The sequence below is a fragment of the Chelatococcus composti genome, assembly GCF_014201415.1.
Classification (GTDB): domain Bacteria; phylum Pseudomonadota; class Alphaproteobacteria; order Rhizobiales; family Beijerinckiaceae; genus Chelatococcus_A; species Chelatococcus_A composti.
In genome coordinates, this window is sequence record NZ_JACHEH010000006.1 from 73,698 (window position 1) to 87,188 (window position 13,491).

Sequence of the window (13,491 nt, forward strand, 5' to 3'; positions counted from 1 at the left end):
CGCGATGGACCGGCTCCGCAGCTTGCCCGCCGGAACCCGTCGTCGCAACCCACTCCGGAGGCATTAAGACTTCCTTCACCGATCATCCCCTTGCTCGACGATGAGGGCAGCGCCGGTGCCTTGTCTTTGCCGCAACCTCGGAAGAGGTTGCCGCAGGCGGCCGTCGGGGGGCTGCGCCGAAGCAGCGGATGCCGCATGCGCACGACACGTTCTGTCCCCTTGTCTCGTCTTGCGGCGATTATCGCTCTCGCCGCCGCCCTGTTCACCGCCCATTTCTGGTTGGTCGGCCTGCCTGCCGCTGCACAGGATGCGACGGCGCAGCCGCAGCCGGCGCAGGCAGCGCCGCCCCCGGCCGCCGAGGCGGGCGCTGGCCAGGATCCGGCGGCGCATCGGGCCCGGCTCGACAGTGCCCGCGCCCAGCTCGACCAGATCGAGAGTGCCCTCGCCCGGCAGGATCTCTCGGAGGGCGACCTGCAGCGGCTGCGTGAGCTCCTCGCCACGCCCGCCGCCCAGATCGAAGCGGCGCTCACCGCCCTGGCGCCCAAGGTCGATGCCGAGCGGCAGCGCCTCGTGCAGCTCGGCCCGGAACCGGCGGCAGGCGCGACGCCGGAGACACCGGAGGTCAGCAGCGAGCGGACCGAGCGCACGCGCGCACTGAAGGAGCTGGAGGACACGATCCGCCTCGCCAGCGCCCTGAAGGTGCAATCCGAGCAGATTCGCGCCACGCTGCTGGAACGGCGGCAGGCGGCCTTCACGCGCATGATCTTCCAGCGCTCGCAGGGTCTCCTCAGCCCGGGCCTCTGGTCACGGCTGGTAGCCGCCCTGCCGGGCGAGTTCGCCGCCCTCTCCACCGTCGCGGGGGACTGGCTCGCCACCTTCGAGCGGCGCGCCCGCAGCGGCCAGGCCCTGGTGCTGCTCGCAGCCATCGGCATCGGCCTGGCGCTGCACTTTGCCCGCGTGCGGCTGCTGCCGCATGTCGCGCGACGACCGGCCGAGGTGACGGACCCGAGCCGCCTGCGCCGGTCCGTCACCGCGCTCGGCATCGTGCTGGCGCGGACCGGGCCGGTGCTCGCCGGCGCGCTGGTGCTCTATTTCGCCTTGGAGAGCATCCAGCTCCTGCCACCCCGCGTCGCGCCCGTCATCGCAACCTTCCTGACGAGCCTCGTTTTCCTCGCCTTCGTGCGCGCCCTCGCCCACGGCCTGCTCGCGCCCGGCCTGCCGGCCTGGCGCCTGGTGCCGGTGCAGGAGGGAACGGCGCAGAAACTCATCGCGGCGGTCACGACCGGCTCGGCGCTGGTCCTTCTCTTCACGACGGCAGTGCGCGCCGCCGAATCGATCGGCGCCGACTATTCCGTCCTCGTCCTGCTGCGTGGCCTCTACGCCACGACGATCGCGGGGCTGCTGGCCCTGACGCTGCACCGCACGCAGGGAGGTGGCGCCGAGGACGAAGCCTGCCTCGGCCCCTATGTGCCGGACTCCACCGCGGGCGGTCCGCTGCGGGCGGTCGGCTGGCTCGTGACGGCCGTCATCGTCATCGCCTGCCTTGCCGGCTACATCGCGCTTGCGAACTTCCTCGTCGAGCAGGTGCTCTGGGTGTCAACGCTCGCGGCCCTGCTCTACCTGCTGCTCGCGCTCGTCGAAGAGACCTTCGAGCACGCCGTGCGGCCCGAGAGCCGCTTCGCCCTCACGCTCCAGACGAGCCTCGGGCTGCGCCGCCGCGCGGTCGATCAGTTCTCGGTGCTCCTGGGCGGCGCGCTGCGCATCCTCCTTGCGGTCGGGGCCCTGGTGCTGGTGCTCGCGCCATGGGGCATCGAATCGTCTGACATCCTCGCATCGCTGCGCCATGGGCTCGCCGGCATCCAGTTCGGCGAGGTCAGGCTTTCGCCCACGGCGATCGCCATCTCCATCGTCACGTTTCTCATCGTCATCTTGGTCACGCGGGCCGTGCAGCGCTGGCTCGACAAGACCTTCCTGCCGACGACCGATCTCGACGCGGGCCTGCGCAATTCCATCCGCACCGCGACCGGCTATCTCGGCTTCTTTGCGGCGGTCGCCCTCGCCACGGCGCAGATGGGCCTCAGTCTTGAAAAGATCGCCATCGTCGCCGGCGCCCTGTCGGTTGGCATCGGTTTCGGCCTGCAGTCCATCGTCAACAACTTCGTCTCGGGGCTCATCCTCCTGTGGGAGCGGCCGATCCGTGTGGGCGACTGGGTCGTCGTCGGCGACGAGCAGGGCTACGTGCGGCGCATCAACGTGCGCGCCACCGAGATCGAGACCTTCGACCGGGCGATGGTCATCGTGCCGAACTCCAACCTCATCTCCGGCGTCGTCAAGAACTGGGTGCACAACAACCGCGTCGGCCGCATCATCGTGCCGGTCGGCGTCTCCTACGATGCCGACCCGGAAGAGGCGGCGCGCATTCTCGAGAGCTGCGCCCGCGAGCATTCCGAGATCCTCAGTGATCCGGCGCCGACCGTGCTGTTCACGCGCTTCGGCGACTCCTCGCTCGATTTCGAGCTGCGCTGCTTCGTCGGCAACGTGGAAACCGCCGGCAGCGTGAAGAGCGCCCTGCTCTTCACCATCTTCCGCAGGCTGCGCGAGGCAGGTATCGCGATTCCCTACCCGCAGCGCGACCTGCATCTCCACGGCAGCGAGCGGCTGGAACAGGCCCTCGAACGGCTGAGCGACACCGCTCCGCCCGCCAGCACCGGCGAGACACCGCCTCCCGAGGGATGACCCTGATGATCGAACGACCCTGCCAGCGCCTCGTGCGCCGCGCACTCGCCGCCGCCTCGCTCGCAGCCCTTGCCGCCTGCACCACCCCGCCGCCGCGGGAGCAGCAGCCGGCCTTCTACCGCTCGCTCGCCCTGGCCGGCGCGCGCATCGATGCCGAAAGCGCCGCCGGCATGATCTCCGCCTACCGCCGCAACCATGGTTTGCCACCGGTGACGGTCGACCCGGCCCTGCAGCAGGAGGCGGAGGCCGAGGCCCGGCGCATGGCGGCTGCCTACCGGCCGAGCTCGGCCGATGCGGTGAAGCAGCGGCTCGCCGGCGCAGGCATCAAGGCACCGGCGGTCAACCTCTCGGCCGGATATCACACCATGGCCGAGGCATTTTCCGGATGGCGCGAGTCGCCGCAGCACAACCGCACCATGCTCGCTCCCGGTGCGACGCGCCTCGGCATTGCCACGGCCTACGCGCCGGGCTCGAAATACAAGGTCTACTGGGCGCTGATCCTCGCCGGCCCCTGACGCACCGCCGGCGCAGGGCGCCCGGCCTGCGCTCAGGACGGCTGCTCGACTGCGTGGACCTTGAGCTGCCGCCGCTCGCCGCTCCTCGTCTCCCACGAGATCGACTGGCCGGCAGACAGGCCGAGGAGGGCGACGCCGATGGGCGTCAGGATGGAGATGCGACCTGCCGCGATATCCGCCTCGCCGGGGAACACGAGCTCAACCGTCTGCACCTTGCCCGTCACCTCGTCCTCGAAGGTGACACGCGAGCCCATGCCGACAACTGCGCTGCGCAGCTTGCTGGCGGGCACAACCTTCGCCCGCTCGAGCTCGCCCAAGAGATTCTCAGCCACCTCCGGCTGGCGGTCAGCCGCAGCCTCGGCCAGGGCGTAGAGGCGGTCGAAATCCTCCTGCGAGACCGTGATGGGGGGGCGGCGCAATGTGCGGCGCGAAGACACGATGGTCATGGGAAAGAACCTCTTGATCAGATGTTCGCACCCGGCACGGCTCCTGCCGGGCAGAGGACTGCGGAACAGCTCCTGTGGCGTGGCCGCTCGTGGCCGGGCGCCACGCGGCCTCACGGCCGCGTCATGGAACGGTTGTCATGGGATATTGGTGGAAGGCCGGCCCACGCCGGCGGTCGTCGGGCAGAGCCCGGCGGCTGCCCCGAGCCCGGGCAGCCATTGGCCACACCGCGCCCGGGGCTATAGTCCCGCGATGAGGGAACCCGCGCGAAGCAGGAAACGGTGCAGTGGGGCGACCTTCGACATCATGCCTTGAATATGGGTTCGGCCCGGCTGGCTGTCAAACGGGGCGAGCCGTCTGCCACATGTTTCCTGCAGCCAGGCCGGTGGAGGCGGAAAGACTGTGCTTGCACGAGCCGGCGGCGCCGGCAGGGCCGCAACTCCAGCCGCGGCTCGGCGACATCGCCGCGATCGATCGTTTAGCGCTGGGGGGCCGTGGCGCGGCCGTTGCCTCTTTTCTCCGCTCGCGGCCATCCAGCCCAGGCCTTGGCCCGAAAGGCAAGTGGCGTCCCGGATAGGATTCGAACCTATGACCTACGGTTTAGGAAACCGTTGCTCTATCCTGCTGAGCTACCGGGACAACCGCAGCCCCTTTAGCACATGATTCTCAAAATTGCAGCGCGGCAGATGCAACCCATCGGGCTCGCAGTTGCGCTCACGGTGCTGCTCGCTGCGGCGCCGGCAAAGGCGGCAACCTGTGCTGGCAACGGCGTGGAAACCGCCCGCGTCGCTGCGGTCACGAGGCACGGCGACCTACGTCTCGAGGACGGGCGCACGATCCGGATCGCCGGGACGTTGCTGCCGCAGGAGGGGCCGGCTGCAGACGCCTGGCGTGGGCGGCTTGCAACACTCGCCGGGGAAGAGGTCGCGCTCGCTGCCGTCGGGGCAGCAACGGATCGCTGGGGCCGCAATGTTGCCTCAATCTTGGTCGGAAAAAACTTTTCTGCTGTCTGGGACGTTCTCCCGGAACGCGCGTCAACCGATGCCGGGGGCGCTTCCGACATCGTGATGCTCGAGGAGCTGCTGGTGCGGAACGGCCTGGCGCGCGTGTGGCCCCAGTATGGCATAAGGGATTGCATAAAGATTCTGCTCACGGCAGAGACAAAGGCACGGCGCGAGGGGCGTGGGCTGTGGCGCGAAGCCGACCATGCGGTGCGTGAGGCGGATGATCTCGACGGGCTTGCGGCCCTTGAGGGACGCTTCGCCGTTGTCGAAGGCACGATCGTGAGTGTGGGTGAGCGTGCGGCACGCACCTATCTCAATTTCGGTCGCAACTGGTCCGAGGACATGACGGTCATGGTCTCGAAACCGATCTGGCGAAGGCTGCGTGCGGCGGGCTGGAGCGCAGCGTCCCTGAAGGGGCGCCGCGTGCGCGTGCGCGGCATCGTCGAGCTTCGGGGTGGCCCGCTGATCGAGGTGATGCGGGCTGAGGACATCGAGTGGATCGAGGTGGCCGGGACGGAATGAGCAGGTGGAGCGTCAGGACAGGTCGAACCGGGCCGGGGCGCGCCATGCGTCTGGCGGCCGGACTTCTCACGGCCCTTCTCCTCGCCGGCTGTGCCTTCGACGCCGATCGCCTGCCGCCTACGGCGCCCCTGCCGCCGGCGGCGCCGAGGCTGACCGGTATCGACCGGGCCGCGAGCCGCGAGCACCACCAGCTTGTGGCCGCGCTCGGCGGCGAGTACCGCCATGCCAGGGCAGAGCAGCTCCTGCAACAGGTGGTGGCGAGGCTGACGCCGGCGAGCGACCTGCCGGCCGAGCACTACCGCGTCACCATCCTCAACTCCCCCACCGTCAATGCCTTCGCCCTGCCGACAGGCCATGTCTATGTGACGCGTGGCCTCCTCGCCCTCGCCAACGACACGTCGGAGATTGCCGGCGTGCTGGCGCACGAGATCGCCCACGTCACGGCCCGTCACGCGGTGGCGCGCGCCGAGATGGAGCAGCGCTCCATGCTCGTCAGCCGCGTCGTCGCGGAAGTGCTGAACGATCCGGTGGCCGGCGAGATCGTGCGCGACCAGACGCGCCTGTCGATCGCCGGCTTCTCCCGCGCCCAGGAGCTCGAGGCCGACCGCATCGGCGTGCGCACCATCGCCAAGGCGGGCTACGACCCCTACGGTGCGGCGCGTTTCCTCGTCTCGCTCAGCCGCAACGCCGAACTCAACGGCGGCGCGAGCCGGACGGCGCCGGGGGAGAACTTCCTCTCCACCCACCCCACGACGCCGGAGCGTGTGTCCCAGGCCATTGCCGCGGCGCGGCTCGTGAGCAACGGGCGGCCCGGAGTGGCCGACCGCGACACCTATCTCAACGCCATCAACGGTATAGCCTATGGCGAGGACCCTGCTGATGGCGTCGTCCAGGGCCGCCGTTTCCAGCACCCGCGCCTCGGCATCACCTTTGCCGGACCGGAGGGGTTCCAGCTCGACAACACCGCCCAAGCCGTGTTCGGCGTCTCGCCCGACGGCTCGCAGGCCCTGCGCCTGGACGCCGTGGAACTGCCACCGTCACAGAGCCTCAAGGACTTCCTCGCCTCCGGCTGGATCGAGGGCATGACGACGCAGGACATCGCGGAGACGACGGTTAACGGCCTGCCGGCGGCGACGGGCGTCACTCACGGCAAGGAGTGGCATTTCCAGCTGGCCGCGATCCGCGTCGATGGCGCCGTCTACCGCCTCGTCTATGCCTCGCGCGACAGCAGCAGCGCCGCCATCCGCAACTTCCGGCAGACGCTGGCCAGCTTCCGCCGGCTCTCCTCGCACGAGATCGCGTCCATCCGCCCGCGGCGGATCGCCCTCGTGACGGCGCAGCCCGGCGACACGGCGGAGAAGCTCGCAAGCCGCATGTCAGCGCCCGACCGGCCGCTGGAGCGCTTCCTCGTGCTCAACGGGCTGACAGCCGGCAAGCCCCTGACGCCGGGCTGGACCTACAAGATCATCACGGAGGATTGATCGGCAGCGCAGTCCCGGGGGCAGCCTTGCGTCCGGCTGCACCGGGCGGGCTGCCCGTGCGCGATCGCGCCCGAGCGGCAACAAGGCCCGGCCATCCGGGCAAACAAAAGCCCGGCATCTCTGCCGGGCTCTTGCTGCGTGAAAGGTGGTCAGGCTGCCTCTTCCTGCACATCCTCGCCGTCGAGGTCGGCATCGGCCGGCGCCTTGGCGGCCCGCTTGGGCGACTTGGCGAGGCTGTCCTCGATGAGCTTCAGCGCCTCGGTCTCCGTGATGCGGTTGACCGCCGAGATCTCGCGCACCATCCGGTCGAGCGCGGCCTCGTAGAGCTGCCGCTCGCTGTAGGACTGCTCCGGCTGGGCGTCCGAGCGGTGCAGGTCGCGCACCACCTCGGCGATGGCGATCAGATCACCCGAATTGATCTTGGCCTCGTACTCCTGAGCACGACGCGACCACATCGTGCGCTTGACGCGCGCGCGGCCAGTCAGCGTCTCGAGCGCCTTGGCGACCATAGGGGTCTCGGCGAGCTTGCGCATGCCCACGCTGGCCGCCTTCGTGGTCGGCACGCGCAGGGTCATCTTGTCTTTCTCGAACGTGATGACGAACAGTTCCAGCTTGAAACCGGCGACCTCCTGCTCCTCGATGGCGACGATCTGGCCGACGCCATGAGCGGGATAGACGATGGATTCCCCCGTCTTGAAACCCTGACGCTGGGCGGTCTTCTTGGCATTCGTCATGATAGTGGTCGCCTCCTGTCGCACTCGCCTCGCAGCGGACGATACGCTCCACCACCGGGAAGGCTGGTTCACGGTGGTGGCACAACATCAGCGGGGCCGGAGTGACGTCTCCGCCTCGCAACCAGTCTCAGTCGATGAACTCGTGACGCACAAAGGCCTTGGGCGCCTGCGCGGCCTCGCAGGTTCCGATACCGACGTTCGTTGGCTGAACTGAAGTACGGCGAAAACGACCGTGCCCGTGCGCTAACCGACTGTAGGCCCACAACCTATCATAAAATGCGCTGAAAATCAAAGGCCTACCGCGCCGCAGCCTCGCTGCGCACGCCCAGACGATCAATCTCCCTGGCCCGGTTCAGGCGAAAAATACTTCTCAAACTTGCCGGGAACGCCATCGAACTCCTTGGCGTCCGGCGGCGGCTCGCGCTTCTGCGTGACATTCGGCCAAACCTTGGCGTAGTCCGCATTGAGCTTCAACCAGTTCTCGAGGTTGGGCTCGGTATCCGGCTTGATCGCCTCGGCAGGACACTCGGGCTCGCAAACCCCGCAATCGATACACTCGTCCGGATGGATGACGAGCATGTTTTCGCCCTCGTAGAAACAGTCGACCGGGCAAACTTCGACGCAATCCATATACTTGCAACGAATGCAGTTGTCGGTGACGACGTAGGTCATCCGCTTCTCCTGCTGCCAGGTCCCGTCTCAGGAGGCGTGGGCCTCGCCTCCTTCCGTCAGTATGAAAGCGCGCTCTACCCTCTCCCGACCGTCAACGCAAGCGACGTGTCGTCGCGCACTGCTGGCGAGAGCGGCATCCTGCAGCGCAATGTCGCAGCCCGCCCGTCTCCCTTGGTCTGCCGCCCTGGAGGCGGCCGGTGTGCAGTCATTCACGGGGCGCGGGTCCGTCCTGCAAATTTTCGACATATAGAGTGCGCGCTTCTGCCGCAGGCCCGCGCCGGGTGCCGAGGGCGACCACCCTGACGACGAACGTGCCATGCGCCAGGGCGATGGTGAGGACATCGCCCTTGCCGATGCGCCGGGCAGGATCCTCCATGCGCCGGCCGTTTACGCGCACGTGGCCGGCCGTCACCAGCTTGGCGGCAAGCGTGCGGCTCTTGGCCATGCGCGCGTGCCACAGCCACTTGTCGAGACGCAGTCGCTCGGCTTCCTGCTCCGCCATGCACTCCGCCCGCGCGGGCGGCGGGGCGCCGGCCCCTCCGCCCTACTTCTTGTCGTCCCGTGCCTCGAGCTGCTGCTTGAGGACGAGCAGCTTGGCGAACGGCGAGTTCGGGTCGGGCGCGCGCTCGCTGCGCTGGTCCTGCCGGCGCTCGCCACGCCCTTCCCCCGGCTTGCCGCGGCGTGGCCCGCCGTCGGCGCGTTTCTCGGGGCGCCCGTCGGCCGGTCCGCCGTTGCGCGGCTGAGCGGGACGCATCGGTCCGCGCACCGCCGGCTTTTCCGGGCGACCTGATGCGCCCTCGCGTGGTGCCTCGCCACGGCCGTGGCGACGGCCGCGCTTGTCGGCACCCTGCCGCTGCTGCGCGTGGTGGTGATGCCGGTGCGGCCGCCAGACCTCGATGAGCGCGGGCTCGGCCGGCTCTTCGGCGGCGCCCGCCTGTGCCTGAGGCTCCTGCTCTTCTGCCAGTTGTGCGACGCCTTCCGTGGCTTGCTGCGCCTCGGCGGCGGCCTCCGCAGACCCGGTGACGACGGCTTCCGCCCCGGCGGCCGGCGCGGCCGCTACGGCCTCGGCAGTCGCTTCCTGCTCGTCCGCCTGCGTGGCGGCGTCCTCCGTTCCCTCGGCCTGCGACGCCGTGGCATCCTCACCCGCCTGGTCGCCTTCCGTGGACGCAGTGCCCTCCGGTGGCGTGATCTGGCGGGGCGCCGGCACGAGCGGCACGGTGATCGCCGGGCCTGGGCGGCGGTCCATGACATAGCCGAGCGCCTTCAAGATCGACGAGAAATCCTCGCCCGAGCAGCCGACGAGAGACGTCATGGTCACGGTGACGACGAAACCGTCACCATCGGCCGCGCCGGGCGGCGGCTCGCCGGGCGTCGTGCCGGGCCGGTAGGCGATGGCCGGCCGGATGAGGTCGGCGAGACGCTCGAGGATGTCGACACGCACCGCCCGCCCGCCACAGACGCGGAAGCCGGCGGCGCGATAGAGCGCCTTCGGCACCTCGGGGTCCACGGGGATTGACGTGCGCCCGGAGGCGGCAAGATGGGGGATGTCGTCGAGCCCCTTGATGTCGAGGCCGCCGTGCTTGAGCGCCCAGAGCTGCGCGGCGAGCGCCCGCGGCGCCGGCTTCAGCAGCTGCGGCAGGTAGAGGTGGTAGGCACCGAAGCGCACGCCCATGCGCCGCAGGGCACCACGCTGCTCCTGGTCGAGCCCCTTCACCTCCTGCGCCACGCGCGCCCTGTCCAGCACGCCGAGGGATTCGGCGATCTGGAAGGCGATGCCACGGGCGATGCCGGTGAGCTCGTTCGCCTCCTCGAGGGCAATGAGCGGCCCGAGCAGCCTGGCGATGTAGGACTTGAGCCACAGGTCCAGCCGCTGCTCCACCTTCTCGCGTGCCGGGCCGGTCAGGTGCTCGTCGGACAGGATGCGCAGGCGCGGGCCCAGCAGCTTCTCGCCGGGGATGAGCCGCGCCACCGCCTCGCCCATCCAGCGCACGACACCGTCGTTCGCGAGCACGAACGTGTCGTCGCCGGAATTGGCGAGGCGCTCGGCGCGCATCTCGATCTCGCCGGCCAGCGCCTTCTGTGCCGCGGCCCGCAGGGCCTTGGCCTCAGTGCCATCAGCCTGCGGGTCTGCAGCGAACTGAAATCCGTGGAGCTGGCCCACGTGCTGGCCTTCGACCAGGACGTCCCCAGCGGCGGTGACTTCCGCTTCAAGCATCGCATTCTCTCTCAAACGCCGCATCAGGACACTGGTGCGCCGGTCGACAAACCGGCTCGCCAGGCGCTCGTGCAGCGCATCTGACAGCTTGTCCTCTACCTGACGGGTTCGCGCCTGCCAATGCTCCGGATCGGTCAACCAGTCGGGACGGTTTGCGACGAACGTCCAAGTGCGTACCTGTGCGATGCGTGCAGACAGCGTGTCGATGTCACCATCAGTGCGATCGACGAGTCGCACCTGCCGGGCGAACCAGTCCTCCGCTAGCACGCCGTTGCGGATGAGATCGCGGTAAATCGTGATGACGAGGTCGGCGTGGGCGGCTGACGCCACGCGCCGGTAGTCCGGCACCTGGCAGACCTCCCACAGCCGCTCCACTGCCGCGCGCGAGCTTGCGAGCTGGCGCACCTCGGGATCGCGGGCGGCGATCTCGAGCGCCGCCTCGTCCTCGGCGGTGGGCGCCCGCGCCAGCCCATCCTCGCGCGGCGGCATGGCGAGGCTGCGCTGCAGGGCGGCAACTGAGGAAAAGTCGAGCTCCGGGTTGCGCCACTGGAGCATGCGCACCGGCTCGAAGGCATGGTCCTCGAGCGCCGCGACAAGCTCGGCGTCGAAGGGCGGGCAGCGGCCGGTCGTGCCGAAGGTGCCGTCGCGCATGTGGCGGCCGGCGCGGCCCGCGATCTGGCCGAACTCGGCAGGCGTCAGCCGGCGGAAGCCATAGCCGTCGAACTTGCGCTCGGCGGCGAAGGCGACATGGTCGACGTCGAGGTTGAGGCCCATGCCGATGGCATCGGTGGCGACGAGATAGTCGACGTCGCCGGACTGGTAGAGCTCCACCTGGGCGTTGCGCGTGCGCGGGCTCAGGGCCCCGAGCACGACCGCCGCCCCGCCCTTCTGCCGGCGGATGAGTTCGGCGACCGCATAGACCTCCTCGGCCGAAAAGGCGACGATGGCCGAGCGGCGCGGCAGGCGCGTGATCTTCTTCTCGCCGGCGTAGGTGAGCTGCGACAGGCGCGGCCGGGAGATGATGTTGGCGCCGGGCAGCAGCTTCTCGACGAGCGGGCGCATGGTGGCCGCACCGATGATCAGCGTCTCGGAGCGGCCGCGCTGGTTGAGCAGCCGGTCGGTGAAGACGTGGCCGCGCTCGAAGTCGCTGGCAAGCTGGATCTCGTCGATGGCACAGAAATCCACGTCGAGATCGCGCGGCATGGCCTCCACAGTCGCCACCCAGTAGCGGGCGCGTGGCGGCTTGATCTTTTCCTCACCCGTGACGAGGGCCACCTTGTCGACGCCGGCACGCTCGACGAGGCGGCCATAGACCTCCCGCGCCAGGAGGCGCAGCGGCAGGCCGATGACGCCGCTCTCGTGCGCCAGCATGCGCTCGATGGCGAGATGCGTCTTGCCCGTATTGGTGGGTCCGAGGACGGCGGTAACGCCCCGGGCGCGCACGGAAGGCGGCAACGATCGAAACAGCATGCGATCCCGACTACGACAAACAATCCTGCGTCGCGGAGCCTGACCCCGGTACCCTCCTGTACCACAGTGGCACGCCTGCCCGCGCGCTTTTTAACGATGCGAACCTTCCGAGAACGAAATGCGCCCGAATCGCTGACGCACACAGAATCAGGATTCGTTCGCTACGATATATGGTGGTCGCCAAGGCCCTCCACCACAATGGTCGCCGATACCCCTTCCCCACGGCAGGACGAAGGCCCCGGAATGGTTAATGCGCCGGATCCCGCCCGAACGGAAAGGCGTTAACGCACCGGAGCGGCACCGCTGGCCTGGTGTTAACGATCGGGCTGAAACGAGAACAGAGATGCGACGAATCAGTGCGGAACCGCTGTTCTCCATCCGGTCCCCACGAGATATCGTGGCCCGCCCGCCCGACGGCCACAAGCGGCCCGACAACGCGAGCCGAACGCGGAGGCGAAAGACGGCCGCCCGTTTACCGAACCGTGCCGGATCGGCACAGGATTCCCCGCTCGCACGCATTGCGCTTCAACGAAATCGTAAATTCGCCGTCCGTCGTGGTTCAGTTCTGGGCCCGCACCGGCGACATGTCCCGGCCGAGGGGAACGCCGTCCATCGTCAGGCTCGTCGCCTCGATCTCGCTGAGGCCGATGGGCGTGCGCACGGAGATGCGGTAGGGCATGAACAGGCGCGTGCCGGCCAGCGGCGCGAGCCACACCTGCATGTCCCTGTTCTCCTCCATGAACTTCGTCACCTTGCGGTTGGCGCGATGCCCCGCGATGGCAGAATAGCGCACGTCACAGACGGCAACGGGGCCCTGGTAGCCGACGCCCTTTATGGTGCGCACCGTCCGCGGCGTCAGGGTAATGTCGTAGCGGGCCGCCCCGTCGAAGATGGGCAGGGTGCGCCGGCAGGCGCTCTGGCCCACGCTTGCCGCGTTCGCCGGAGACAGCGTGGCGCCGACCGGCATCAGCAGGGCGCTGACCGGGTCGAGCACGTTACGCCGGTGCTCATCGGTGACAGCGATTCGGTCAGGATGCGGCTCGATCTCCGGGTTGATCTCGACAGCCTGCACCACGCCGCCGGACATGGCCATGCGCACAGTGATGGATTTTTCCGATCCCGCAGTGGTGATGGCGAAGGTTTTAGGGGCGGGGCGGGTGTCCGTGAGGCTGCCCGTCGCCGTGGCGGCACCCTTGCCGCCGGTCATGACGCCGGCAAGGCCTGTGAGCTTGGCCCAGATCGACAGGTCATAGCGATCGCCGTCGATCTGCGCCTTGAGCGTGGCGACGCCGATCTTGAAACCCATCAGGGAGATGTCGTATCGCGCCTCAAGGTTGCCGGCGGCAGCCGGCGACAGCAAGGCGACGAGCGCCAGGGAGGCGCCGACAGGCGCGGGAAGACGCGCCCTGCCCAAGCCAGAGCGGCACAGCATGCGGGGAAGGGACTTCCACCGCCTCGTTCGGTTGCGCTGCATGTCGAACCCCGGATGCCCGCTGTCCTTACTGGCTCGCGAATCAGTCCGAATCGTGGCGCTTCCCCCCCCGTTTGGCGAGATGGCCGTCTTCACGTCCTTGACGAGCACCTGAGAAGTCCACTATACACCCGCGACTTTCTCGGGACATGTGGTGCCCAGCCGCCGGCGACGGTTGCCGGTCAAGGGGCTTTGCCTGGTCGGCGGCACCTGTAGCGTTGAGGACG

10 protein-coding genes and 1 tRNA gene are annotated in these 13,491 nt (G+C 68.9%); 4 read left to right on the plus strand and 7 right to left on the minus strand.

The window, feature by feature from the left end; genetic code table 11:
• The first annotated feature begins 195 nt into the window (after positions 1–195).
• Both HNQ73_RS13595 and HNQ73_RS13600 read left to right on the plus strand, forming a co-directional pair.
• On the plus strand, positions 196–2,736 hold the full coding sequence (locus HNQ73_RS13595) for a DUF3772 domain-containing protein (RefSeq protein ID WP_183335430.1): 2,541 nt from the start codon (positions 196–198) through the stop codon (positions 2,734–2,736).
• A 5-nt stretch (positions 2,737–2,741) separates the two neighbouring features.
• A complete protein-coding gene (locus HNQ73_RS13600; protein ID WP_373284919.1) occupies positions 2,742–3,251 on the plus strand; it encodes a CAP domain-containing protein in 510 nt (169 codons plus the stop codon).
• A gap of 32 nt (positions 3,252–3,283) precedes the next feature.
• On the opposite strand, the gene rnk is transcribed toward HNQ73_RS13600, so the two are convergent.
• Both rnk and HNQ73_RS13610 read right to left on the minus strand, forming a co-directional pair.
• Positions 3,284–3,697: a nucleoside diphosphate kinase regulator gene (gene rnk, locus HNQ73_RS13605; protein ID WP_183335432.1), complete on the minus strand. Its 414-nt coding sequence runs from the start codon at positions 3,695–3,697 to the stop codon at positions 3,284–3,286.
• 560 nt (positions 3,698–4,257) lie between these two features.
• Positions 4,258–4,334 (minus strand) — tRNA-Arg (locus HNQ73_RS13610).
• A gap of 80 nt (positions 4,335–4,414) precedes the next feature.
• Between HNQ73_RS13610 and HNQ73_RS13615 the strand changes: the two genes are divergently transcribed.
• Positions 4,415–5,221: a thermonuclease family protein gene (locus HNQ73_RS13615; RefSeq protein ID WP_183335433.1), complete on the plus strand. Its 807-nt coding sequence runs from the start codon at positions 4,415–4,417 to the stop codon at positions 5,219–5,221.
• 44 nt (positions 5,222–5,265) lie between these two features.
• Positions 5,266–6,702, plus strand: a complete 1,437-nt coding sequence (locus HNQ73_RS13620) for a M48 family metalloprotease (protein WP_183335434.1) — start codon at positions 5,266–5,268, stop codon at positions 6,700–6,702.
• Between the two features lie 149 nt (positions 6,703–6,851).
• Here HNQ73_RS13620 and HNQ73_RS13625 read toward each other — a convergent pair whose 3' ends face one another.
• The 5 genes from HNQ73_RS13625 to HNQ73_RS13645 form a co-directional block, all read right to left on the minus strand.
• Positions 6,852–7,436: a CarD family transcriptional regulator gene (locus tag HNQ73_RS13625; RefSeq protein ID WP_183335435.1), complete on the minus strand. Its 585-nt coding sequence runs from the start codon at positions 7,434–7,436 to the stop codon at positions 6,852–6,854.
• Between the two features lie 333 nt (positions 7,437–7,769).
• Positions 7,770–8,108, minus strand: a complete 339-nt coding sequence (gene fdxA / locus HNQ73_RS13630; RefSeq protein WP_183335436.1) for a ferredoxin FdxA — start codon at positions 8,106–8,108, stop codon at positions 7,770–7,772.
• Positions 8,109–8,313: 205 nt separating this feature from the next.
• Positions 8,314–8,610 (minus strand): RNA-binding S4 domain-containing protein, encoded by a 297-nt coding sequence (locus HNQ73_RS13635; RefSeq protein ID WP_183335437.1) that lies wholly within the window; start codon positions 8,608–8,610, stop codon positions 8,314–8,316.
• Positions 8,611–8,652: 42 nt separating this feature from the next.
• Complete coding sequence (locus HNQ73_RS13640; protein ID WP_183335438.1) at positions 8,653–11,793, minus strand: helicase-related protein; 3,141 nt, start codon at positions 11,791–11,793, stop codon at positions 8,653–8,655.
• 559 nt (positions 11,794–12,352) lie between these two features.
• Positions 12,353–13,225, minus strand: coding sequence for a DUF3108 domain-containing protein (locus tag HNQ73_RS13645; protein WP_183335439.1), 873 nt, complete (start codon positions 13,223–13,225; stop codon positions 12,353–12,355).
• Positions 13,226–13,491 lie beyond the last annotated feature (266 nt).

Coding starts and splice junctions, on each gene's coding strand:
- HNQ73_RS13620 (WP_183335434.1), top strand. CDS start 5,266: ATGCGTCTGGCGGCCGGACTTCTCACGGCCCTTCTCCTCGCCGGCTGT.
- HNQ73_RS13635 (WP_183335437.1), bottom strand. CDS start 8,610: ATGGCGGAGCAGGAAGCCGAGCGACTGCGTCTCGACAAGTGGCTGTGG.
- HNQ73_RS13595 (WP_183335430.1), top strand. CDS start 196: ATGCGCACGACACGTTCTGTCCCCTTGTCTCGTCTTGCGGCGATTATC.
- HNQ73_RS13625 (WP_183335435.1), bottom strand. CDS start 7,436: ATGACGAATGCCAAGAAGACCGCCCAGCGTCAGGGTTTCAAGACGGGG.
- rnk (WP_183335432.1), bottom strand. CDS start 3,697: ATGACCATCGTGTCTTCGCGCCGCACATTGCGCCGCCCCCCCATCACG.
- HNQ73_RS13645 (WP_183335439.1), bottom strand. CDS start 13,225: ATGCTGTGCCGCTCTGGCTTGGGCAGGGCGCGTCTTCCCGCGCCTGTC.
- fdxA (WP_183335436.1), bottom strand. CDS start 8,108: ATGACCTACGTCGTCACCGACAACTGCATTCGTTGCAAGTATATGGAT.
- HNQ73_RS13640 (WP_183335438.1), bottom strand. CDS start 11,793: ATGCTGTTTCGATCGTTGCCGCCTTCCGTGCGCGCCCGGGGCGTTACC.
- HNQ73_RS13600 (WP_373284919.1), top strand. CDS start 2,742: ATGATCGAACGACCCTGCCAGCGCCTCGTGCGCCGCGCACTCGCCGCC.